This is a genomic window from Catellatospora bangladeshensis (genome assembly GCF_016862575.1).
GTDB lineage: Bacteria > Actinomycetota > Actinomycetes > Mycobacteriales > Micromonosporaceae > Catellatospora > Catellatospora bangladeshensis.
Window position 1 is genome coordinate 18,516 of record NZ_BONF01000028.1, and the last position, 22,645, is coordinate 41,160.

Consider the following 22,645-nt stretch of genomic DNA (forward strand, 5'->3'; position numbering starts at 1 on the left):
TGTGGTCCGCACCAGGTAAGCCTTCCGGCCCGTGGCCCGCACCAGCTGAGGCTTCCGGTCGGCGGCCCGCGCCGGGCGAGGCTTCCGGCCAGTGGCCTGGGCCGGGCGGGGCTACCGGCCAGTGGCCTGGGCCGGGCGGGGCCACCAGCCAGTGGCCTGGGCCGGGCCCGGCTCCCAGCCGGTGGCCTGCGCCGGGCGCGGGATCCGCGCCGTGGTCCGAGCACGACGACGGGTGGTCGCCACAACCGGACACCGATGGCATAGAGCCGCACGAGTCGCCCGACTCGCAGCGCGGGCGGCGCAGGCTCGACCGGGCGGCCGGCCGAGGGGCGCGGCCCGCCGTGCTCGCGGCGGTGGTCGTGCTGCTGGTGGTCGCCGTGGCGGGGGCGCTCTGGGCGGTCTCCTCCGGCGACCCGGACTCGCGGGCCGACGGCACCGGGATCTTCACGGCTGAGGGCACCGCCGGGGCGACGCCCGGGGTGCCCGCCGCAACCGGATCACCGGGGGCCGAGGCCACGCCGTCGGCCGCCGCGTCCAGTGCCGCGCCGAGCCCGTCGCCGTCGGTCAACGCCGCCGCGTTCGGGCCGGTCACCTACGAGGCCGAGGCCTCGGGCAACACGCTGCTCGGGCAGGCCGAGGTGGTCGCCCTGGCGGGCGCCTCCGGCGGCCGGGTGGTGCGTCACCTCGGCGACGGCGCGGGTGCCAAGAAGGACGGGGCGCTGCGCTTCAACGCGATCACCGTGCCCGAGGCGGGGACGTACACGCTGACGTTCTACTACGCGCAGGTCGCGGGGCCGCGCGCGGACCGGGTCACGATCAGCGTGGCGGGCGGGGGCACGGTCACCGCGACCGTCGCCGGGGACGGCGCCTGCTGCGCGAGCAGATCGGTGAGCGTACGCCTGAGGGCCGGTGCCAACGCCGTCACCTTCACCAACACCGGCGGCCCGGCGCCCGCGATCGACCGCGTGGTCGTCCGGCGGTCCTGACCGCCCCGCCGGGGGCGCTACGGTGGGCGCCATGCCTCACACCCGAGTCGAGCGCGCCGTGGCGCTGCTGTGCGAGCACTACGTGTTCCCGGAGCGCGCGGCGGCGGCCGCGGCCGACGTGCGGGACCGGCTGGCCGCGGGGGAGTACGACGGGCTGGACGAACCCGCCCTCGCCGAGGCGCTCACGGCACGGCTCGCGGCACACTGCGCCGACCGGCACCTGCGGCTGACCGTACGCGACGGGCAGCCGCACGAGCCGCTCTCGGCCGAGGCCGCGCAGGAGCTGTGGCGGGAGCGGCTGCGGCTGTCCAACCACGGCATCGCCCGCGTGGAGCGGCTCGGCGGCAACATCGGCTACCTGGACCTGCGGCTGGTCACCGAGGCGGCGGGCGGCGGGCGGGCGATCGCGGCCGCGATGGAGCTGGTGTCGCACACCGAGGCGCTGCTCATCGACCTGCGGCGCAACCGGGGCGGATCGCCGGACGGGGTGATCTTCTGGACCAGCTACCTGTTCCCCGACGGGCAGACCCATCTGAACAGCATCACCTCGGCCGCGACCGGGCTCACCCGGCAGTACTGGAGCCTGGCGTACCTGCCCGGCGAGCGTTACCTGGACCGGCCGGTGTACGTGCTGACCAGCGGATCCACCTTCTCGGCAGGGGAGGAGCTCTGCTACAACCTGCAGGCGCAGGGGCGGGCGGTCCTCGTCGGCGAGACGACCCGGGGCGGCGCGCACCCGACCGACGCGTTCCCGATCACCCCGACGCTGCAGATCTGGGTGCCGACGGCACGCTCGGTCAACCCGGTGACCGGCACCAACTGGGAGGGCACCGGGGTGACGCCGGACCTCGCCGTCCCGGCCGAGCAGGCGTACCCGGTCGCGTACCGCGCGGCGCTGGAGCACGTGCTGGCGAGCACCGGGTCCGCGATCGTGCGCGACGAGGCCCGCGAGGCGCTCGCCGAACTCGGCTGAGCCGCGTCGCGCCGGGCGGAGGTCCAGCCGCGTCCTGGCGGGGCGGCGGTGGGGCCGGGTCGCGCCGGGCGGCAGCGGGGCGCGGTGGTGCCCGCCGCGCGGCGTAGCCTTTGCCCGTGCGTACTGACGTGATCGCGGAGCTGCGGGCGGCGGGCTGCGTGTTCGCGGAGGACGAAGCCGACCTGCTGCTGTCCGTCGCGGACGGGCCGGGCGAGCTGGCGGAGATGGTGGCGCAGCGGGTCGCCGGGCTGCCGCTGGAGCACATCGTCGGGTTCGCCGAGTTCTGCGGGCGGCGCATCGTCGTGGAGCCGGGCGTGTTCGTGCCCCGCCGTCGCACCGAGCTGCTGGTCGAGCAGGCGGCGCGGCTGCTGCGGCCGGGCGCGGTGGTGCTGGACCTGTGCTGCGGATCCGGCGCGGCGGCGGCGGTGCTGGCCGGTCACGACGGGGTCGAGGTGCACGCGGCCGACATCGACCCGGCGGCGGTGCGCTGCGCCCGGCGCAACGTCGAGCCGCTCGGCGGCCGGGTGTACGAAGGCGACCTCTACGGCCCGCTGCCTGCCGAACTGCGCGGCCGGATCGACGTGCTGGTGGTGAATGTGCCGTACGTGCCCACGTCCGAGATCGCCCTGATGCCGCCGGAGGCCCGGCTGCACGAACCCGCGGTCGCCCTCGACGGGGGCACGGACGGCCTCGACGTGGCGCGCCGCATGCTCGCCGGGTCCGCCGAGTGGCTCGCCCCCGGCGCCCACCTGCTCCTGGAGACCAGCGACGAGCAGGCCCCCACCGCCTGCGCCCTCTTCACCGCAGCGGGCCTCACGCCCCACCTCGTCCACGACGACGACCGCGGCGCCGTCGTCGTCCTCGGCTCCCGCCCCTGACCCCACCCCGCGGCCTCCGCCCCACCCCACGTCGACCCCACTGCGCGCCCGCCCCCCGCGCCCACCCCGCGCCCGCCCCGCGCGCCCGCCCTGCGCCCGCTCGTCCGCCCCGCCCTCGCCTCGCGCTCGCCTCGCGCCCCGCGTCCGCCCCGCGCCCCTGCGGCCCGTGCGGCGCGTCCGGCGCGTGCGGCCGCCAAGATCGTCCGACTTGCCTGGCACCTGGGCGTATCTTGAGCCGCCATACCCCCATCTGCCAGGCAAGTCGGACGATCTTGGCGCGGCCCGCGGCCCGGGGTACGGGGCACGGGGCGCGGGGTCGCGGGTCGTGGGGTGGGTGGCGGGGTGGGGGTACGGTGGCGCGCGTGTGGATGACGGGTGCGTCGCGGTGGGCGGTGATGCTGTGGCTGGCCGTGCTGTGTGCGGGAGCCGGCGCGGCGGAGCAGCCCGGGCTCGGCGGCGTGCTCGCGGGCGCGGCGGTGCTGCTGCTCGTCTCCACGCTGGCCGTCGCCGCGGCGTGCGGGTTCGGCGCGCTGCCGGCCGGGCGGGCCGGGCTCGACACGGCGCTGCGGGAGCTGGCCCGGCGCACGGGTGTGCTGCGCCAGCGTGATCCCGACGCGGCGGGCCGCCCCCGCCCCCGAGCACCCTCGCTCACCCCTCTGGCCTGCTGATCCGGCGTACGCCGGGGCGGGCCGCACGGTTCTCGTCCATCCCGCCGGTGACGCGTCGCGCGCCCGGCCGGGTCGCCGTCTCCGTCAGAGGGATTCGTCATGTTCGACTTCACACTGCTCACCGGCGCCGTCCACGCCGCCGTCACCCAACTGTCCACCCTGCTCGCTCCGCTGGGCGGCGCGGCCGCCGCCGTGGTCGCCGTCACGATGCTGGTACGCCTGCTGGTGCACCCGCTGACCCGGGCCGCCGTGCGCGGCGAGCGGGCCCGTGCCGCGCTCGCGCCGCGGCTGGTGGCGCTGCGCAAGGAGCACGGCGACGACCGGGTCGCGCTCGCGCAGGCGTACACCGAGCTGCACCGGGAGGCGGGCGTCTCGCCGCTGGCCGGGCTGCTGCCGATGCTGCTCCAGGCGCCGGTGTTCCTGCTGCTCTACCACCTGTTCGTGAGCCCGGAGGTGGCCGGGCGGCCCAACACGCTGCTGGACAGCACCCTGGCCGGGGTGCCGCTGAGCGTGCACCTGTTCGCCCCGGCGGGCGGCACGGCGTCGCACCTGCTGGTGTTCGGCGGGCTGGTCGCGGTGCTGGCGGCGGTGGCGTGGGGCACGTCACGGCGGGCCGTGCGGCTGGCCGCTCTGCAGGAGCAGCCGCCGACGGGGCTGCTCGCGGCGCTGCCCCGGGTGCTGCCGTATTTCATCCTGATCAGCGCGGCGGTGCTGCCGCTGGCGGCGCTGCTCTACCTGGCCACCTCGACGGCCTGGACGCTGGCCGAGAACACGCTGCTCAGGCGAGGTCTGCCTGCCCGGCGGCAGGCCGCCGTGGCGGAGGCGGGCCCCGCGCCCGCCTAACCCGTTACGGCGAGGGGTTAAGAAGGGCACCTTCTTCTACGCATAGCGTTAAGAAGGTGCCCTTCCTTTCAGATGGCAGCAAGCTGCCATGGGTTTCGGTCGGACAGCCGATCGCGGGCGGCGAGGGGTGTCGGTACCGTCCCACATCGTGAGTAGGCACCGGCTGAACGAGGAAGACCACACGGCGATCCTGCCCAGGATCCTGCCCGAGACCGTCGAGGAGCTGGCGGCGCAGGAGCGGGAGCCGCAGCGGGCGGCCGGGCGGCGGTCGCGGCGGCCGGTCGTCATCGTCGCGGCGGCGACCGTGGTGCTGAGCACGGCCGCGACCGGCTGGGCGCTGGCCCGGCCCGCCGCGCAGGCCCCGGTGCCGCCGCTGACCCTGGCCACCGTCGGCGGCGAGAGCTACGCGGACGGCTTCGGGGAGGCCAGCCCGACGCCGGACACGCAGGCGTGGACGCCGCCGCGCGAGCCGGGGCCGCGCCCGTCCAGCCCGGCGCCGCTGCCGTCGGCCTCGGCCACGGGCAGCCCGGCCCTGGCCCCGTCGCCGAGCGCGGCCGCGCTGGAGGCCGGCGGGCGGCGCTCGCTGCGCGCGGCCTGGTCGCCCGACCGCTACGTACGGCAGAACAACGGCGACGCCGGGCTGGTCAGCGTCAACACGAGCAGCTCCGGCGAGGTGCGGCTGGCGGCGACGTTCACCGTGGTGGCGGGTCTGGCCGACGCCAAGTGCTTCTCGTTCGCCGGGTCGGACGGCGGCTACCTGCGCCACCGCGACTACCGGATCCACCACGACCGCTACGACGGCTCGCGGCTGTTCCGCGAGGACGCGACGTTCTGCGTGCGCCAGGGCGGGCTGCCGGGCTCGGTGTACCTGGAGTCCTACAACTACCGCGGCTACTACGTACACCTGCGCGGCGACGAGCTGTGGATCGACCGCTGGCGCGACCGCGACGACTTCCGGCGCGAGTGCTCGTTCGTGGTCACGTCACCCTGGGGGTGACCCGTATACGTGGTCTGTGCAGCCCGTACGTAGCTGCGGGCGGTTGTTTGCGTATGGCTACGTAGCGCTCTACGGATTGTCGCTCCCGGCCGGTTCGACGATCGTTATGGGCATGGGTGGACCACCCAGGCGCCGCCGGAGACTCCCCAGCGGCACGTGAGCCAGACTCCGTGCCGCTGGGTGGAATCGACCCCGTCGGAGGTGCCAGAACGGTTTGCGGTACCGGCCGGTCACCACCGGCCGCGTCCAGCGCTCGCAGGAGCGGTGTGGCAGGGAGGTGCGCCGTTATCCAGAGCTGGCGGCACACGACCCTGAGGCGGGGGAGTGACCGATCGTCGCTCCCTCGCCACCTGCACGACCAACAGGCTCGATCCACCGTCGCTACGTCAGTGCCAGGGCGGGCGGCGGGGCCTGGGGAGGAGGTGGCCTCCGGCGCCGGCGACGGCTCCGGAGGCCGCTCAGCGCCGCGCCGTCAGCCGGGCAGGTCCAGTTCCACGCCCGCCAGCTCGGCCCGCGAATGGACCCCGAGTTTGTGCAGCGAGCGGGCCACGTGCTGCTCGACGGTGCGCGGCGACAGGAACAGCATCTGCGCGATCTCGCGGTTGGTGCGGCCCTGCGCGGCCAGCCGGGCCACCTCGCGCTCGCGCGGAGTCAGCCCGCCGCCGTAGCCGGGGCGCCCGCCACGCGGCACGACGCCGTGCTCGCGCAGCGTGTGCTGGCAGCGCGCGGCATCCCAGCCCGCGCCGAGCCCCGTGTACACCCCGCCCGCCGCGGCCAGCACCGCGAGCGCGTCCGGGTCGCCGGGCCGCAGGAGCAGCTCGCAGCGCGCCCGGCCCTCCTCGGCCTGCGCCGCCTCGTACGGGCGCGGCTGCGCCTCGAACCCCTTGGCGGCGGCGGCGAAGTGGACGGCGGCCTCGGCGGGCCGGCCCTCGGCGGCGCACAGGTGGGCCCGGCTCAGCTCCAGCGCCGCCTCGGCCAGCGGCGACTCCAGCCCGCGCATGCCCTCGGCGAACTCCTCGGCGACCTGCCCGGCCTCCTCCAGCGCGCCGGACTGGGCGAGCACCTGCACCGCGTACGGCGCCAGCTCGGCGGCCCAGTTCCACACGTTCTTGGCGCGCACCCGGGCCAGCGCCTGGCGCGCCACCACGACCGCCTCGTCGAGCTGGCCGCGGGCGGTCAGCACGCGCAGGTACGCCCCGGCCGCGGCGGCGACCACGGGCACGGTGCTGGTCTGCGGCGCGGACAGCCCGGCGGCGTGCAGCGACTGCTCGGCGGCCTCCCAGTCGCCGCGGGCCATCGCCAGCTGCCCGACGACCAGGTGCCCCTCGACCTCGGTGGTCGGCCCGTCCGGCCCGGTGAACTCGGCGGCCCGGTCGGCCAGGCCCGGCCAGCGGCCCATGGCCCAGTCCAGGCGCAGCCGGGTGCAGCGGGCGGTGGTCTGGGTGACCGACGCGCCGACCTGCTCGGCCAGCTCGGTCGCCTGGCGCAGGTAGTCCTCGGCGGCGCGATGGCGGCCCAGCAGCATGGTGGCGTCGGCGAGGTTCTGCAGGCCGCGCGCGACCTGCTGGCGGATGGCCAGCGTCGAGTCGCCCACGGCGGACATGCGCTGCGCGGCGGTCCACGCGGCGGCGTCGCCGAGGTTCATCAGCAGGGTGGCCCGGTTGGCCAGCACCGCCATCTTGATGGCCGCGTCGTCGCAGGCGTCGGCGGCCGCCTCGGCCCGCTCCAGCCAGCTCAGGTGCTCGGCGAAGGAGAAGCCGTGCAGCACCGGCCAGGACAGTACGGCCATGGCGCGGGCCGCCAGCGCGGGCCGCTCGTGCAGCTCCTCGACCGCCTGCTCCACCTCACCCGCGCCCTCGACGTACTCCCCGGCCTGGTTCATCAGCACCAGGCCCAGCTTGAGCCGCAGCTCGCCGCGGGCCGCCAGGGGCAGGCGGTCGTCGGCCAGGATGCGGCGCAGCAGCGCGACGGTCTGGTCGGAGCGGCGGCCGACCTCGGCGGTCTGCGCCAGCCGGATGGTGAGCCGGGTGCGCACGTCGCGGGGCACCGTCTGGTCGGCGAGCACGTCCTCGAGCTGCGCGATCGCGGCCTCGTTGTCGCCCTCGGCGATGTAGCGCTCGGCGGCCGTCTCGGCGTGGCGCATCCAGGCCTCGTGCCGGCCGGAGCGGCGGTGGTGGTGGGCCAGCCGGGCCAGCGGCGCGCCCGCGGTGGCGTGGGCCAGCGTGTGCGCGGCACGGGCGTGCAGCTCGCGGCGCCAGGGGCCGGGCAGGTTGTCGTACACCGCGCGGGCGGCCAGCGGGATGCGGTAGCCGTAGCGGCCGTCGGCGGTCTCGCTGAGCACCGCCCCGGCCAGCACCTCCATCAGCGCATGGCGGCCGTCGGCGAGGTCCAGCCCGGACACCTCGCACAGCTGCTCCTCGGCGGCGGGCTCGTCCAGCACGGCCGCGGCCTCGGCGACGCGGCGGCCCTCGGCGGACAGCGCCGCGACCCGGGCGGTGGTCAGCTCGCGCAGCCGGGCGGGCGGGGCGAACCGGGCGCCGCCGAACCCGTCCGTGTCGTCGCCGAGCACCCGCAGCTGGTCGAGCACGTCCTCGATGACCCGGGGCACCCCGCCCGTGGCGGCGGTCAGCCGGGCGGTGAACTCGGCGGGCGGCTCCTGGCGGCGGGCCTGCCGGATGAGCACCCGTACCTCGTCCGGCGGCAGCGGCTCCAGCGACAGGGCGTCGGTGCGCAGGCCGGGGGCGTACGCGGTGGAGCCGCCCAGCGGCAGGCCGGGCACCGCCAGCTCCTCCGGGCGGTAGGACAGCACCAGGGCGGCCTCGGGCAGCGGGGCGGCCAGCAGCAGCGACAGCAGGTCGCGCGACTCGGCGTCGATCCACTGGAGGTCCTCGACGACCAGGGTGACCGGTCCGAGCGAGGCCAGCAGCGCCCGGATCGCCCGCAGCGTCCGGTGGCGCTCCCCGGCCGGGTCGGCGGGGGCGGGCAGCGCGTCGGGCAGCCGGTCGGCCAGCTCGGGCAGCAGCGGCCGCAGCGCGCCCAGCAGCGGGTTCAGGCTGCCGGCGGGGCCCAGGTGCGGCCCGGCGGCCAGCAGCAGGCCGGTGACCGCGGCCAGCGGCAGCGGCGGGCGGATCGGCGGGCACGCGGCGACCAGCACGGGACCGGTCGCCCGCCGGCGCCACTCGTCGATCAGCCGGGTCTTGCCGCTGCCCGCCTCGCCGGACAGCAGCAGCACGGAGGGCGGGTGGGCCACGGTGCTGAGGAATCGTTGCAGAGTCTTGCCGCGCCCGACGAACGATCGCTCTGTCTGCACGTCCGTATCTTCGCCGCACTACCGCACGAGCGCCAAGTCGTACGTTGTGAAGATCCCGTCAGGCGGGCACCGGCGTGTCGCGGATAGTCTTGCGGCGCTTGCACATCGAGGGAGGCGCGGTATGGGCCGGGTCATCGTCATCGGCGACGTGGGCGGCTGCTCCGACCAGCTCGGCGCGGCGCTGCTCGCCGCCGGGGCGCGGCGCCGGGACCTGCGCCTGCCGCCGGACCTGACCGTGGTGCAGGTCGGTGACCTCGTCGACCGCGGGCCGGACAGCTCCGGCGTGCTGCGGATCGTGCGCGAGCGCCTCGACGAGCAGCCCGAGCAGTGGATCCAGCTCATGGGCAACCACGAGTCGCAGTACGTGCCCGGCGGCGACCGGTTCTACCCCGAGCGGCTGTCCAAGCAGGACGCGGCGCTGCTGCGCGGCTGGTGGGACGATGGCAGGCTGCGGATCGCGGCGGCGGTGCGCGACGCCGCGGGCGACGACCACCTCATCAGCCACGCGGGCCTGACCCCCTATTGCTGGCGTGAGCTGGGGGAGCCGGCCACCGCCGCGGCCGCCGCGCGGCTGCTGAACGAGCGGCCGGAGCCGCTGCTGTGGCGCGGGTTCCACACCGGCGCCGACGGCGAGTCCGGGCCGCTGTGGGCCGAGGCCGGATCCGAGCTGTACGCGGGCTGGCTGGCCCACTACGCCGAGGGCGGCTTCGTGCCGTTCGGCCAGATCCACGGCCACTCCTCGATCGTCGGCTTCCGTGACCGGAGCTGGCGCTGCTCAGGCCGGGTGCGCCAGCGGGCGACGGTGGACTGGGAGGCGCGCCACGTGCGGGTGCGCGCGGGCGGCCGGGTGCTGATCGGCGTGGACCCGAAGCACGGCCGCCAGGGCGCGCCGAAGTGGTCCCCGCTGACCCTTGACGGCGCGGCGGTGCTGTTCGCCGCCCCGGAGCCGGTCCTGGCCACGGTCGGCGGGGGCGGCCATGGCGCGCCCGTGCCGGGTAGCGGGCGATCCCGGTCCGACGACGGCCCGGCGTTCGCACCCGACGGGATGGCGTCGGGGCACGACACGATCGCGTCCGGCGCGGGAGCACCCGGCGCGGCGGGCAGCGGCCCGGTGCGGCCGGACGGTCCGGGCGGGGGAGCCGGGCAGGTGGCCGAGCGTGGCGGCGCGCCCGCGACCCGGACCGGCGGCCTCGGGGCGGGAGCGGGCCGCCCGGCTCGGGCGTACGACATCGTGCTGTTCGGGGCGACCGGGTTCACCGGTGGACTCACCGCCGAGTATCTGGCCGGGCAGGTGCCGCCGGGGCTGCGCTGGGCGCTGGCGGGGCGGGATTCGGCCCGGCTGGCGGCGGTGCGGGAGCGGCTGGCCGCGCTCGACCCGGCGCTGTCGGAGCTGCCGCTGCTGCGGGCCGACGCCGGTGACGCGGCGTCGCTGCGGGGGCTGGCGGCCTCGGCCCGGGTGGTCGTCAGCACGGTGGGCCCGTACGTGCTGCACGGCGAGCCGCTGGTCGCGGCATGTGCGGCGGCGGGCACGGACTATGTGGACCTGACCGGCGAGCCCGAGTTCATCGACCTGATGTACGTGCGGCACCACGCGGAGGCGGTACGCACCGGGGCGCGGCTGGTGCACGCGTGCGGCTTCGACTCGGTGCCGCACGACCTGGGCGTATACCTGACCGTCAGGGAGCTGCCGGAGGACGCCCCGATCCGGGTGGACGGCTTCGTGCGGGCGGGCGGCACGATCTCCGGCGGGACGCTGGCCTCGGCGCTGCTCGCGTTCTCGCGGCGGCGCCAGACGGCGCGGGCTGCCCGGGAACGGCGGGCGGTGGACCCGCGTCCGGAGGGCAGGCGCGTCCGCACGCCGCTCGGCCGGATTCGCCGCGCTCCGGCCGCGGGCGGCTGGGCGGTGCCCCTGCCCACGGTGGACCCGCAGGTGGTGGGCCGCTCGGCGGCGGCGCTGGCCCGGTACGGGCCGGATTTCGCGTACACCCACAGCGCCGCGGTGAAGCGGCTGCCGGTCGTGGTGGCGGCGCTCGCGGGGGCGGTGGTGCTGTTCGTGCTGGCGCAGCTGGGGCCGGTGCGGCGCCGGCTGATGCGGCGGCTGCCGGGCGGCAGCGGCCCGAGCGAGCAGCGGCGGGCGCGGAGCTGGTTCCGGGCGGTGTTCGCGGGGGAGGGCGGTGGCCGGCGGGTGGTGACGGAGGTGTCCGGCGGCGACCCCGGCTACGGCGAGACGGCGAAGATGCTGGCCGAGTCGGCGCTGTGCCTGGCGCTGGATCCGCTGCCGGCGACGGCCGGGCAGGTCACCACGGCGGCGGCGATGGGCGACGCGCTCACGGCGCGGCTGGTGCGGGCGGGCATCCGGTTCGACGTGCGCTCGGTGGAGTGAACCGGTTCAGCCACTAACGCCTGGTGACGCGATCACTACGTGGCGGCCGCACCTTAACCGGTTGCGTCCATCGTGGCATCCACCTATGCTGATGCCGACGCTGTAGGGAGCCGGGCTTCGTTCGGGCTGCGTCACTGGAGTTCCTCGTGTCCGTCCCCCCGTCGGCCGTGCCGCCGGGCCCCGCTCCCTTCCGAGGTGAACATGAAACGCAAGATCGCGCTGGCGGCTGCGTCCCTGCTGGCGCTCGCCGCGTCCCTGGTGGCCTTCAGCCAGCCCGCGCAGGCCGCCACCGGCATCCGCGTCAGCAACGGCAAGCTGGTCGAGGCCAACGGCACCGCGCTGAAGCTGCGCGGCATCAACCACCCGCACGCCTGGTACGCCACCCAGACCAGCTCGTTCGCCAACATCAAGGCGGCCGGGGCGAACTCGGTCCGGGTCGTGCTGTCCGGCGGCCGGTGGACCACCAACACCGCCTCCGACGTCGCCAACGTCATCTCGCTGTGCAAGGCGAACAAGCTCATCTGCGTGCTGGAGAACCACGACACCACCGGCTTCGGCGAGCAGGGCGGCGCGGTCAGCCTGGACACCGCGGTCAACTACTGGATCAGCATCCAGTCCGCGCTGACCGGCCAGGAGAACTACGTCATCCTGAACATCGGCAACGAGCCGATCGGCAACAACGCGGTCACCCCGAACTGGACCGACGCCACCAAGAGCGCCATCCAGCGGCTGCGCAACGCCGGGTTCCAGCACACCATCATGGTGGACGCGCCCAACTGGGGCCAGGACTGGTCGTTCACCATGCGCGACAACGCGCCGAGCGTGCTGGCCGCCGACACCACCGGCAACACCATCTTCAGCGTGCACATGTACGGCGTGTTCGACACCGCCGCCGAGGTGACCGCTTACGTCGACTCGTTCACCAGCCGCAACCTGGCGCTGTGCGTGTGCGAGTTCGGCGACATGCACTCCGACGGCAACCCCGACGAGGACACCATCATGGCCAAGACCCAGAGTGCCGGCATCGGCAACATGGGCTGGTCGTGGAGCGGCAACGGCGGCGGCGTCGAGTACCTCGACATGGTGACGAGCTTCAACCCGGCCCAGCGCAGCACCTGGGGCAACCGCTACATCACCGGCGCGAACGGCCTGTCCACCACGTCCACGCAGGCCACCATCTACAACACCAGCGGCGACACGCAGGCGCCGACCACGCCGGGCACGCCGACCGCGTCCAACGTGACCTCGTCCTCGCTGTCGCTGTCCTGGACCGCGTCGACCGACAACGTCGGCGTGACCGGCTACGACGTCGTCCGGGTGTCGGGTTCGACGGAGACCCTGCTGGCCTCGCCGAGCACGAACTCGGCGTCGCTGACCGGGCTGTCCGCGAGCACGCAGTACACCCTGGCGGTGTACGCGAAGGACGCCGCGGGCAACCGTTCCACCCGCTCGAACACGGTCAGCGTGACCACCTCGGGCGGCGGCGGTGACACCCAGGCGCCGACCACGCCCGGGACGCCGACCGCGTCGAACGTGACCTCGTCCTCGCTTTCGCTGTCCTGGGCCGCGTCCACGGACAATGTGGGCGTGACCGGCTACGACGTGGTGCGGGTGTCAGGTTCGACGGAGACCGTGCTGGCCTCGCCGAGCACGAACTCGGCGTCGCTGACCGGGCTGTCCGCGAGCACGCAGTACACCCTGGCGGTGTACGCGAAGGACGCCGCGGGCAACCGTTCCACCCGCTCCGCCACGGTCAGCGTGACCACCTCGGGCGGCGGCACCGGCGGCTGCACGGCGACCTACACCGTCACCAACCAGTGGCCGGGCGGCTTCCAGGCGGGGGTGACCGTGACCAACGGCAGCACCGCCAGCACGAGCTGGGCGGTGAGCTGGACGTTCGCCAACGGACAGACGATCACCCAGATCTGGAGCGCGCAGGACACCGCCAGCGGCGCGAGCCACACCGCGCGCAACATGCCGTACAACGGCAGCCTCGGCCCGAACGCGAGCACCACGTTCGGGTTCACGGCGACCTGGAACAACTCCACCAACGCGGTGCCGGCGCTGACCTGTACCCGCAGCTGACGCCTTTGATCTGCGGCTCCGCCCGGGATCGCGCGATGCGGTTCCGGGCGGAGCTGTTCAGTTCCCGGCTGATGCCGTCTCCACGCTTATTGGGGAAATTGAGGCTTATTTGGAGGCATCAGCGTGTAAAAGCGTGATTTCTCACTTCGGGTCGTTAGCCTGGCGCACTGTCAGCGACACCACACGAGCTGGAGGGCATTTCACGCTATGGGTCATCGGAGATCGCTGCCCGTCGGTGCGGCGCTGATGTCAGGAATTCTCACGATGGCGGTGTCCGGCCTGCCCGCGGAGGCCGCACCGCCGAACGCCCCGGTCATCACGGAGCCCGTCGCGGACGGTGCGATGGTCAGCGCCGCCGACGTGCACATGGAGTCGGCTCCGTTCAGCGACCCCGACGGCGACCAGCACCTGTGCAGCGAGTGGGAGATCACCACCGGCGGCGAGCGGGTCTGGGCCAGCGGCTGCACCGGCGGTGTGCTGCGCTACCACATCCACCTCGGCGACGGCGTGTTCGAGAACTCGCACACCGGCCGCAAGGACCTGATCCCGGAGAAGGACTACCAGCTGCGGGTGCGCTACAAGAGCAGCAGCGGCGACGACGAGTGGAGCGACTGGTCGGAGCGGCCGTTCCGCACCGCGCAGGAGAAGAAGCCGCTGCCCGGCGCTTCGCAGTGGGTGGTCAAGCAGGACGGTTACAAGGTCGAGGAGGTGGCCGGCGGCTTCCAGCTCCCGGTCAACATCGCCATGGCGCCGGGCCACGCGCTCGACGCCAGCAAGCCGATGTTCTACGTGACCGAGCTGTACGGCAAGATCAAGGTGGTCAAGGGCGACTACTCGGTCGGCACCTACGAGGACGACCTGCTCAACTTCGATCCCACCGGCGCCTTCCCCGGCAGCGGGGAGATGGGTGTCACCGGTCTGGTGATCGAGCCGGAGAGCGGCGACCTGTTCGCGTCCATGGTCTACAAGGACGGGGGCAACTTCTACCCCAAGGTCGTCCGCTTCCACAGCACGGACGGCGGCAAGACCGCGGCGACGAAGAAGACCATCATCGACCTCGACGACGAGCCGCAGAGCGCCTCCCACCAGATCTCGAACCTCAGCATCGGGCCGGACGGCAAGCTCTACGTGCACATGGGCGACGGCATGGAGCCGGCGCGGGCGCGGGACATGAACTCCTACCGCGGCAAGGTCCTCCGGATGAACCTGGACGGTTCGGCTCCCTCGGACAACCCGTTCTACAAGGCATCCGACGGCATCGACTCACACGACTACATCTACGCGTACGGCTTCCGCAACCCGTTCGGCGGCGCGTGGCGCGCCAGCGACAAGCAGCTCTACGAGGTGGAGAACGGCGGCGGCGCCAACGACCGGTTCGCCCGGGTGACCCGGGGGACCGACTACGGCTGGGACGGCGACGTCGGCGACACCAAGAAGAACGCCCTCTACACCTGGGAGGACACCGTCGCTCCCGTCAACATCGCGTTCACCGAGCCCAGCGTGCACCACGCGTCGGGGTTCCCCGAGGACAAGTGGGGCCACGGCTTCGTCACCACCAGCGGGCCCACCTACGCGACCGGCCCGCAGACCGACGGCAAGCGGATCGTCGACTTCGGGTTCAACGCCGACGGCTCGGTGACCGCGCCGAAGACGCTGATCGAGTACAACGGCAGCGGCAAGACCACGGTGGCCGGCATCGCGTCGGGCCCCGACGGGCTCTACTTCAGCGGCCTCTACGCCGACTCCGGCACCGACCCCACCAAGTCCGGCGCGAAGATCTACCGGGTGCGGTACGCGCCGACGCAGTCCACCTCGGGCGTCACCATCTACGGCGACCGCGACTTCAAGGGCTCCTTCCAGGCGCTGGGCGCGGGCGTGCACGACGCGAGCAAGGGCGGGCTGGGCTCGGTCGGCGGCGACAAGATGAGCTCGCTGAAGGTCGGCCCCGGCTACCGCGTGGTGATCTGCCAGGACGACAGCGCCGCCGGGCGCACCAACGCCCTGAACCTGGGCCTGTGCCGCTACTACGGCCCCGGCCAGCACCAGTACGTGGGCGCCGATCTCAACGACAAGACCTCGCTGGTCACGGTCATGTCGGCGGCGGCCAAGAACGGCTCCGGCGTGACCGCGTACCGCGACGCGGACTTCGAGGGGGCGGACCAGCCGCTGGGTGTCGGCGGCTACGAGGTGAGCGCCGGCGAGCTGCCCGACGTCGACGACGCGACCAGCTCGCTGAAGATCGACCCCGGCTACCAGGCGGTGGTCTGCCAGCACGACCGCGCCGCCGGAGTCAACAGCGGCCAGGTCGGCCCGTGCCGCTTCTATGACGCGGGTGAGCACGTCACGCTGGGCGACAGCTTCAGCGACAACATCCACCTGATCGCGGTCGGCGGCCCGGCGGTGACCATGTTCAGCGAGGCCGGGCTCAAGGGCAACAGCCAGCGTTACACGCCGGGCATCTACGAGGCGGTGCGCGGCCAGTTCAGCGTGGTCGGCAACGACGCGATCACCTCGTTCCGGGTCGAGGCCGGCTACCGGGTGCTGATCTGCAACAACGACAGCAAGTTCGCCAAGAACAAGGGCGACCTCGGCCCGTGCCGGCAGTACCGGGAGGGCGTGCACAACCTGCAGGGCACGCCGGTGGACAACACCGCGTCGCTGATCACGGTGCTCGCCGGCCCGAGCAACGGCGCGCGGATGACCGTCTACCGCGACCGCGACTTCAAGGGCGTGTCCAACAAGTACGGCATCGGCGTGTACGGCGCGACCGAACTCGGCCCGGTCGGCAACGACAAGATCAGCTCGCTGAAGGTGGCCGCCGACCACCGGGCCGTGGTGTGCCGCCACGACCACACCAAGCCCGACGTGAACGTCAGCCCGTGCCGCTACTTCGCGGCCGGGGACCACAAGTACACCGGCGCCGACCTCAACGACGACATCTCGCTGGTGGCCGTCGCCAAGTAGTCACGCGAGGCCCATCTCCCCGGGCACCGCGAGCAGCCCCTGGACCAGGTTCTGGACCAGGGGCTGCTGCCTGCCCTGACGGGTCACCAGGCTGATGTAGCGGCTGGGCGCGGGCGCGCGCAGGGCCAGCACGGACACCCCGGCCGGGGGCGCGGTCAGCGACACCGACGGGATGAGCCCGATGCCGACCCCGGCCGCGATCAACGACACCGCGAAGCCGTAGTCGGTGGTCCGGCAGCAGACGTTCGCCTCGAACCCGGCGATGGCCGCGTAACCGTCCAGCAGGTCGCCGACGGATACGCAGCCCTGCACCCAGCGCTCCCCGGCCAGGTCGGCCAGGTCGATCTCGCCGCGCCCGGCCAGCGGATGCGCGGCGGGCACCACGATCCGCATCGGATCGTCCAGCAGCGGGGTGAGCGCCAGCCCCGACCGGTCGCCCGCCCGGACCGGCGGCGGGCCGTCGAAGTGGTACACCAGCGCCAGGTCGGCCCGTCCCTCCCGGACCAGGGCCAGGCTGTCCCCGGTCTCGGCCTCCAGCACGGTGATCTCGGCGCGCGGGTGCGCGGCGGCGAAGCCGGTCAGCGCCCGGGGCAGCAGCAGCTGGCCGCCGCTGATGAAGGTGGCCACGGTGAGCCGCTCGGCCTCGCCCTCGGCCAGCCGGCTGATCCGCTGCTGCGCGTGCACCAGCTCGGCCAGCACCACCCCGGCCGACTCGACGAGGACCCGGCCCGGGGCGGTCAGCGTGGTGCCGCGCGTGGTCCGCTCGACCACGGGTGTGCCCAGGCTGCGCTCCAGCGCGGCGATCTGCTGGGACACCGCCGACGGGGTGAGCAGCAGCGCCTGCGCCGCGCCGCTGAAGCTGCCGTGCTCGGCGACCTCGCGCAGGATGCGCAGCCGCTGCAAGTCGATCATTAGGACCTCTTCAAGCCGAGTAAGCAGTTCATCACTACCGCTAACAACCCTAGCGCGCGAGGCTCTTCACATGAAGCGTCAAGCCTGGCTCCTCCTGGCCGCGATGTCGGTGCTCTGGGGCATCCCGTACCTGTTCATCAAGATCGCGCTGACGGAGCTGTCACCGCCGATGGTCGTACTGGGACGGACCCTGGTCGCGGCGCTCGTGCTGCTCCCGTTCGCCTACCGCCGCGGCGCGCTGGCCAGGCTGCGCGGCAGGTGGGCCGCGATCGGCGCGCTGTCGCTGCTGCACGTGGTCGCGCCGCAGCTGCTCATCACGTACGGCGAGCTGCACGTCAGCTCCTCGCTGACCGCGCTGCTGCTGGCGGGGCAGCCGCTGTTCATCGTGCTGCTGGCGCTGCGCTTCGACGCCACCGAGCGGGCCGGCGCCCGCAAGCTGCTCGGCCTGTTCGCCGGGCTGGCCGGGGTGGCCGCCGTCGTCGGCTTCGACCTCGGCGGCGGCGACCGCCTGGAGCTGGCCGGCGGCGGCCTGGTGCTGCTCGCCGGGCTGTCTTACGCCGGAGCCACCATGCTGGTCCGGAAGAAGCTGGCGGACGTGCCCCCGCTGGGCGTGGTCGCCGGGACCACCGGCATCGCCAGCGTGCTGCTGCTGTCCGCGGGCCTGCTCACCGCACCCGCCGCGCTGCCCGGCTGGGACGCCGCCGCCAGCGTGCTGGTGCTCGGCCTGCTCAGCACCGCGCTGGCCTTCATGGTCTACTACCGGCTGATCGCCCTGTCCGGCGCCGCCTCCGCCTCACTGGTCTCCTACACCAGCCCCGCGGTCTCGGTAGCCCTCGGCGTGGCCCTGCTCGGCGAACCCCTCAGCCCCGCCACGGTCCTCGGCTTCGCCCTGATCCTCGCCGGCTCCTACCTGGCCACCCGCAAACCCACCCCGACCCCGCCGGCCCCCGCGGCGACCCCGCCCACCGCGGCCCCGCGCGCCGCCCTCGCCGGTCGATCATGAACTTATGGCACGGCTGAACGGCGTGTCGCGTCCACAGCCTCCTGATCGACTTCGAACGTGGAGTCGATCAGGAGGCTGTGGCCAGGACACACCGCCGAGCCGTGCCATAAGTTCATGATCAACGCGACGAGGCGTGGGCGGTGGGGGTCAGGCGGCGGTGCGGGCGGCGGCGCGGGCCTGGGCGGCGGCGCGCTTGTCCTCGAAGCGGGTGGCCTGGCGGTCCAGCTCGGCGAGGAACTCGACCAGCTCCTCGCGGTGCTTCTCGCCCTCGGGGGAGAGGTTGGCGCGCTCCAGGGCCTTGAGCTGGCGCAGCACCGGCATGACCACCTCGTCGTGGTGGATGCGCAGGTCGTAGATGCCGGCCACGGCGATCTGCACCGACTTGCGGCCGAAGTTCTCGATGGTGTGGCCGGGCATCTGGAAGTTCTTCACCACGCGGGTGATCGCCGCCATGGTGTCGTCCGGCGCCAGCTCGAACGCGGCGGTGAGCAGGTTGCGGTAGAACAGCATGTGCAGGTTCTCGTCCGCGGCGACCTTGGCCAGCAGCGCGTCGCAGACCGGGTCCCCGCTGACGCGGCCGGTGTTGCGGTGCGAGACCCGGGTGGCCAGCTCCTGGAACGAGACGTACGCCAGCGCGCCGAGCACGTCCGGGTGGTCGGTCTCGAAGCCGCCCTCCATGTGCGTCATCCGGGCCCGCTCCAGCGCGATCGGGTCGACCGCGCGCGTGGCCAGCAGGTAGTCGCGGATGGCGATGCCGTGCCGGCCCTCCTCGGCGGTCCACCGGTGCACCCAGGTGCCCCACGCGCCGTCGCGGCCGAACCGGGTCGCGATCTCGTAGTGGTAGCTGGGCAGGTTGTCCTCGGTGAGCAGGTTCACGATCAGCGAGGTGCGGGCGACCTCGGACAGCTTCGACTGGCCGGGCTCCCAGGCCTCGCCGCCCATCGGGCCGTCGAAGTCGCGGCCCTGGCTCCACGGCACGTACTCGTGCGGGAACCACTCCTTGGCGGTGGCCAGGTGCCGGTTGAGGTTCGCCTCCACCACGGGTTCCAGATCGAGCAGCAGCTTGGTCGTGGTGTCGGTGTTTCCGGTGGTCACGCGTCCTCCTGGGGTGGGCTCGTAACTACGGTACCGTAACCTACGGTGCCGTAGTCAGTCCTCGTCCGCGGAGTCTTCGACCTGCTCGGGGGTGGGAGCGGTGCCGCCGAGGTGCGCCGGCTGCCACCAGGAGTCCTCGGGGCCTTTCGGCTTGTCCGGGTAGTCGGCCTGCGCCCGGTCCAGCAGCGCCTGCATCCGGGCGTGCAGCTCGGCGGTCACGACCTCGGACTTGTCTCGCCGGCCGGGGTACATCGGCTCGCCGACCAGCAGCGTCACGGGGATGTGCCGCTGCCCGATCCGGCGCGGGCGGCCCTTGGTCCACAGGCGTTGCGGGCCCCACAGCGCCATCGGGATCAGCGGCACCCCCGCCGCCGCGGCCATCCGCGCCGAGCCGCCCTTGATCTCCTTCACGGTGAAGGACTGGCTGATGGTGGCCTCAGGGAAGACACCGATGATCTCGCCGTCCTTGAGCGCCGCCAGCGCCGCCTTGTAGGAGGCGAGCCCCGCCTCGCGATCCACCGGGATGTGATGCATCCCACGCATCAGTGGTCCCGCGATGCGGTGCTCGAAAATCTCCTTTTTCGCCATGAACCGGACCATCCGCTTGGACGGCTGCGCGGCGAAGCCGCACAGGATGAAGTCCAGGTAGCTGATGTGGTTGCAGGCCAGCACCGCGCCGCCCGAGGTCGGCACGTGCTCCGCCCCGCGTAGGTCGATCCGCAGGTCAAGGACGCGGAACGCGGTCTTCGCGAGGGCGATCACGGGCGGGTAGATGCGGTCGGCCATGGCGTAACACTAGAGCCAGCCGCCCGGCGCGGATACGGCGCGGCACATGCCACAGCAGCACCGCCGCCGGGCACAGCAGCAGCGCCGACACCGCGAACGCCGCGCCCGGCCCGCGCGCCGTGGCCAGCCAGCCCAGCGCCAGCGACCCGGCGCCCGCACCGAGCTGCAGCACCAGCGAGTCCACCGACAGCACCGTGGCCCGCTCGTCCGCGCCGACCCGGTCGTGCAGCAGTTGCCCGACCGGCGCGACCATCGCGCCCAGCCCCACGAACATCAGCAGGTACGCCGCACCGGCCGCGACGACACCGGGCAGCCCGGTCAGCGAGGCGGTCCCGGCGAGCCCGGCCAGCGCCAGCGCCGCCGCCAGCAGGCACACCGCCACGGCCCGCCCCGGCGCGCCCAGCCACCGGGCCAGCGGCACACCGAGCGCGTTACCCGCCGCCCCGGCGGCGAAGCCGACGGCCGCGACCAGCGCATACGCGAGCACCCCGCCGCCCGGCCCGCCCGCGAGCACCGCCATCCAAGCCGGGGTGAGCAGCTCGATCACGGCCAGCGCGACGCCCGACACGGCCGACATGAACAGCAGCCGGACCAGCACGTGATCCCGCCCGGCCAGCCGCAGCCCGGCCGCGACCGTGCTCGGGACCCCGCGCAGCACCTCGCCCAGACCGGGCCGCACGGTGCGCTGCTCCCGCATCGCCACCGCGACGACGACCAGCAGCACCAGCTGACACGCCACCGCGAGCAGCACCGGAACGGCCAATCCGGGCACGCTCGCGAACCATCCGCCGCCCGCTGCGCCCGCTGATGCGGCGATCGAGGATCCGTCGCCGACTACGCCCGCTGATCCGGCGATCGAGGATCCGTCCCCGGCCACGGCCGCAGATCCAGCGACCGTCGGTCCGTCCCCGGCCACGGCCGATGATCCGCCGGTCGCGCCGCCGGGACCGGCGGGCCACAGGAACGGGATCGCGCCGCCCGCGAGCACGCCGACGGCCATCGCGGCGGAGGCGGCCATCCCGCCCCGGGCCAGGCCGGGGGCGAGGTCCGCGTCGCGGCCCGCGGCGGCGTGCACCGCGTCGACGTACCAGGCCTCGGCCGGTCCGGACGACAGCGCGCGGGCCACCCCGCGCAGCATCGCCGACGCGGCCAGCGGCCACAGCGAGCCGCCCAGGCCGAGCAGCAGCAGCCCGCCCAGCCCGGTCGCGGCCGAGGCGAGCAGCACGGGCCGCCGCCCGAGCACATCGGACAGCCCGCCGGTGGGCAGCTCCAGCACCACGATGGCGACCGAGTACACCGCCCCGATGGTGGCCACTTCGCCGAGGCTGAGCCCGCGCTCCAGCATGAGCAGCACCATCGGCGCCAGGTACAGCCCGACGGGCAGCCAGGTCAGGAAGGAGATCGCGACGTACCGGCGCCGCGCCGAGTCCGCCGTGATCACGCGCGGGCCGTCCGGGGCAGGCCCGACACCACGATGCTGACCGGCCGCGCGGCCGGGTCGGCGGCGTCCTGCGCGGCCAGCTCGTCCGCGTGCGCGTAGAACCGTGCCCACAGCGCGCTGACCGACTCCGGGGTGAGCCGGAGCAGGAGATCGCCGACGCCCGACGCCTCGACCCACTCCTCGGGCAGCGCGGGCAGCGCCGCCTCGAATCCATCCAGGTCGTCGAGCAGGATCTGCGCCTGCTGGCGGCGCATCACCGCCGAAGCCGTACGCCCCTCCTCGGTCGCGGCCATCGCGGTGGCGCTCCACTCGTTGACCCGGTGCACCGCCTGCCAGCGCCGCGCGCGCGGATGTCCCGCCCCGCCCGCTTCCTCGATGAACCCGTGCTCGGCCAGCACCCGCAGGTGGTAGCTGGTCGACCCGCTGTCCGTGCCGAACCGCTTCGCCAGCTCCGTCGCCGTCGCGGGCCCGTGCTCCCGCAACGCCCCCAGCAACCGCGCCCGCAGCGGATGCGCGATCGCCTTCAGCGCCCCCACGTCCCCAACCTGCCGCACCCCATCACTCATGCCCGCACGGTAGCCCATGCAGAATTCCCTTTGCAAAGGAAATTCTGCATAGCTCCCTCTGGCGCGGCGATCTTGCGTGGATTGTGGGTGCGACACGGGCAGAAGCCGCGAAAGGGCAACAGTTCGCGCAAGATCGTCGGTGCGGGGGTGCTGGCGGCGCGATACGGTGGCTGCGGCAGTTACCGGACAGGGGGAGACACGTGGCCGTCGTCGTCGCGATCAGCGGCTCGCCCTCGCCGTCCTCGCGCACCGCCCGCGTGCTGGCAGGCGTCGCGAACAGCCTCGACGCCGAGATCGACACCATCGCGGTACGCGAGCTGCCCGCCGACGTCCTGCTCGGCTGCGACCCGGGGCACCCGGTCATCCTCGACATCGCCGAGCGGCTCCAGCGCGCCGACGGCGTGATAGTCGCCACACCCGTCTACAAGGCCGCCTACAGCGGGGTGCTCAAGGCGCTGCTGGACCTGCTGCCGCAGTACGCCCTGGCCGGCAAGACGGTGCTGCCGCTGGCCACCGGCGGCACGGTGGCCCACGTGCTCGCCATCGACTACGCGCTGCGCCCGGTGCTCACCACGATGGGCGCCACCCACGTGCTGCCCGGCTACTTCGTGCACGACCAGCTGATCAGTGACGGCCCCGACGGCGGCGCCGTCATCGCCGAACCGGCCCGCAGCCTGCTCGACGGCGTGGTCGCCGCCTTCGCCGACGCGCTCACCGCCAAGGCGGCCGCGGTCTCCGCGTGAGCCGGCAGGCAT

17 protein-coding genes and 1 pseudogene are annotated in these 22,645 nt (G+C 74.0%); 12 read left to right on the forward strand and 6 right to left on the reverse strand.

All coding sequences use genetic code 11. The features are described 5' to 3' along the window. The first annotated feature begins 341 nt into the window (after window positions 1–341). From Cba03nite_RS22935 to Cba03nite_RS22960, 6 genes are all read left to right on the forward strand, one after another. The gene (locus tag Cba03nite_RS22935) at window positions 342–986 is read left to right on the forward strand and encodes a carbohydrate-binding protein (RefSeq protein WP_203749860.1); all 645 of its coding nucleotides are present in this window, start codon (window positions 342–344) and stop codon (window positions 984–986) included. Between the two features lie 31 nt (window positions 987–1,017). Then, entirely contained in the window at window positions 1,018–1,959 is a 942-nt protein-coding gene (locus Cba03nite_RS22940) for a S41 family peptidase (protein ID WP_203749862.1), read from the forward strand. A 110-nt stretch (window positions 1,960–2,069) separates the two neighbouring features. Beyond that, complete coding sequence (locus Cba03nite_RS22945; RefSeq protein ID WP_203749864.1) at window positions 2,070–2,837, forward strand: putative protein N(5)-glutamine methyltransferase; 768 nt, start codon at window positions 2,070–2,072, stop codon at window positions 2,835–2,837. 368 nt (window positions 2,838–3,205) lie between these two features. Then, window positions 3,206–3,505 carry a DUF6412 domain-containing protein gene (locus Cba03nite_RS22950; protein WP_239125972.1) on the forward strand — a complete coding sequence of 100 codons (300 nt, stop codon included), beginning with the start codon at window positions 3,206–3,208 and terminating at the stop codon, window positions 3,503–3,505. A 99-nt stretch (window positions 3,506–3,604) separates the two neighbouring features. Beyond that, window positions 3,605–4,348, forward strand: a complete 744-nt coding sequence (locus tag Cba03nite_RS22955; protein WP_203749867.1) for a YidC/Oxa1 family membrane protein insertase — start codon at window positions 3,605–3,607, stop codon at window positions 4,346–4,348. 148 nt (window positions 4,349–4,496) lie between these two features. Next, the gene (locus Cba03nite_RS22960; protein ID WP_203749870.1) at window positions 4,497–5,345 is read left to right on the forward strand and encodes an AbfB domain-containing protein; all 849 of its coding nucleotides are present in this window, start codon (window positions 4,497–4,499) and stop codon (window positions 5,343–5,345) included. Window positions 5,346–5,817: 472 nt separating this feature from the next. On the opposite strand, the gene Cba03nite_RS22965 is transcribed toward Cba03nite_RS22960, so the two are convergent. Then, window positions 5,818–8,655 (reverse strand): helix-turn-helix transcriptional regulator, encoded by a 2,838-nt coding sequence (locus tag Cba03nite_RS22965; RefSeq protein WP_203749873.1) that lies wholly within the window; start codon window positions 8,653–8,655, stop codon window positions 5,818–5,820. Window positions 8,656–8,776: 121 nt separating this feature from the next. Between Cba03nite_RS22965 and Cba03nite_RS39965 the strand changes: the two are divergent. The 4 genes and pseudogenes from Cba03nite_RS39965 to Cba03nite_RS22985 form a co-directional block, all read left to right on the forward strand. Further along, window positions 8,777–9,157: pseudogene (locus tag Cba03nite_RS39965) on the forward strand (metallophosphoesterase); the annotation flags it as partial. 726 nt (window positions 9,158–9,883) lie between these two features. After that, entirely contained in the window at window positions 9,884–11,038 is a 1,155-nt protein-coding gene (locus tag Cba03nite_RS22975) for a saccharopine dehydrogenase family protein (protein WP_239125973.1), read from the forward strand. Window positions 11,039–11,239: 201 nt separating this feature from the next. After that, window positions 11,240–13,123, forward strand: a complete 1,884-nt coding sequence (locus Cba03nite_RS22980; protein WP_203749876.1) for a cellulase family glycosylhydrolase — start codon at window positions 11,240–11,242, stop codon at window positions 13,121–13,123. A 246-nt stretch (window positions 13,124–13,369) separates the two neighbouring features. Continuing rightward, the gene (locus tag Cba03nite_RS22985; RefSeq protein WP_203749879.1) at window positions 13,370–16,087 is read left to right on the forward strand and encodes a PQQ-dependent sugar dehydrogenase; all 2,718 of its coding nucleotides are present in this window, start codon (window positions 13,370–13,372) and stop codon (window positions 16,085–16,087) included. Here the strand turns inward: Cba03nite_RS22985 and Cba03nite_RS22990 are convergent, their stop codons facing one another. Beyond that, window positions 16,088–16,999: a LysR family transcriptional regulator gene (locus tag Cba03nite_RS22990; protein WP_203749881.1), complete on the reverse strand. Its 912-nt coding sequence runs from the start codon at window positions 16,997–16,999 to the stop codon at window positions 16,088–16,090. 70 nt (window positions 17,000–17,069) lie between these two features. Here Cba03nite_RS22990 and Cba03nite_RS22995 point away from each other — a divergent pair, with 70 nt between their 5' ends. Then, window positions 17,070–18,002, forward strand: coding sequence for a DMT family transporter (locus Cba03nite_RS22995; protein WP_203749883.1), 933 nt, complete (start codon window positions 17,070–17,072; stop codon window positions 18,000–18,002). 147 nt (window positions 18,003–18,149) lie between these two features. Here the strand turns inward: Cba03nite_RS22995 and Cba03nite_RS23000 are convergent, their stop codons facing one another. Genes Cba03nite_RS23000 through Cba03nite_RS23015 form a run of 4 tightly spaced genes read right to left on the reverse strand, consistent with a single transcriptional unit; the run spans window position 18,150 to window position 21,890 of the window. Continuing rightward, a complete protein-coding gene (locus Cba03nite_RS23000; RefSeq protein ID WP_203749885.1) occupies window positions 18,150–19,097 on the reverse strand; it encodes an acyl-ACP desaturase in 948 nt (315 codons plus the stop codon). Window positions 19,098–19,151: 54 nt separating this feature from the next. Then, window positions 19,152–19,883: a lysophospholipid acyltransferase family protein gene (locus Cba03nite_RS23005; protein ID WP_203749887.1), complete on the reverse strand. Its 732-nt coding sequence runs from the start codon at window positions 19,881–19,883 to the stop codon at window positions 19,152–19,154. Then, window positions 19,822–21,324 (reverse strand): MFS transporter, encoded by a 1,503-nt coding sequence (locus tag Cba03nite_RS23010; RefSeq protein WP_203749889.1) that lies wholly within the window; start codon window positions 21,322–21,324, stop codon window positions 19,822–19,824. The genes Cba03nite_RS23005 and Cba03nite_RS23010 overlap by 62 nt, the downstream gene beginning before the upstream one ends. Beyond that, window positions 21,321–21,890 (reverse strand): helix-turn-helix domain-containing protein, encoded by a 570-nt coding sequence (locus Cba03nite_RS23015; RefSeq protein WP_239125959.1) that lies wholly within the window; start codon window positions 21,888–21,890, stop codon window positions 21,321–21,323. The genes Cba03nite_RS23010 and Cba03nite_RS23015 overlap by 4 nt, the downstream gene beginning before the upstream one ends. A gap of 200 nt (window positions 21,891–22,090) precedes the next feature. Here Cba03nite_RS23015 and ssuE point away from each other — a divergent pair, with 200 nt between their 5' ends. After that, entirely contained in the window at window positions 22,091–22,633 is a 543-nt protein-coding gene (gene ssuE, locus Cba03nite_RS23020; RefSeq protein WP_203749894.1) for an NADPH-dependent FMN reductase, read from the forward strand. Window positions 22,634–22,645 lie beyond the last annotated feature (12 nt).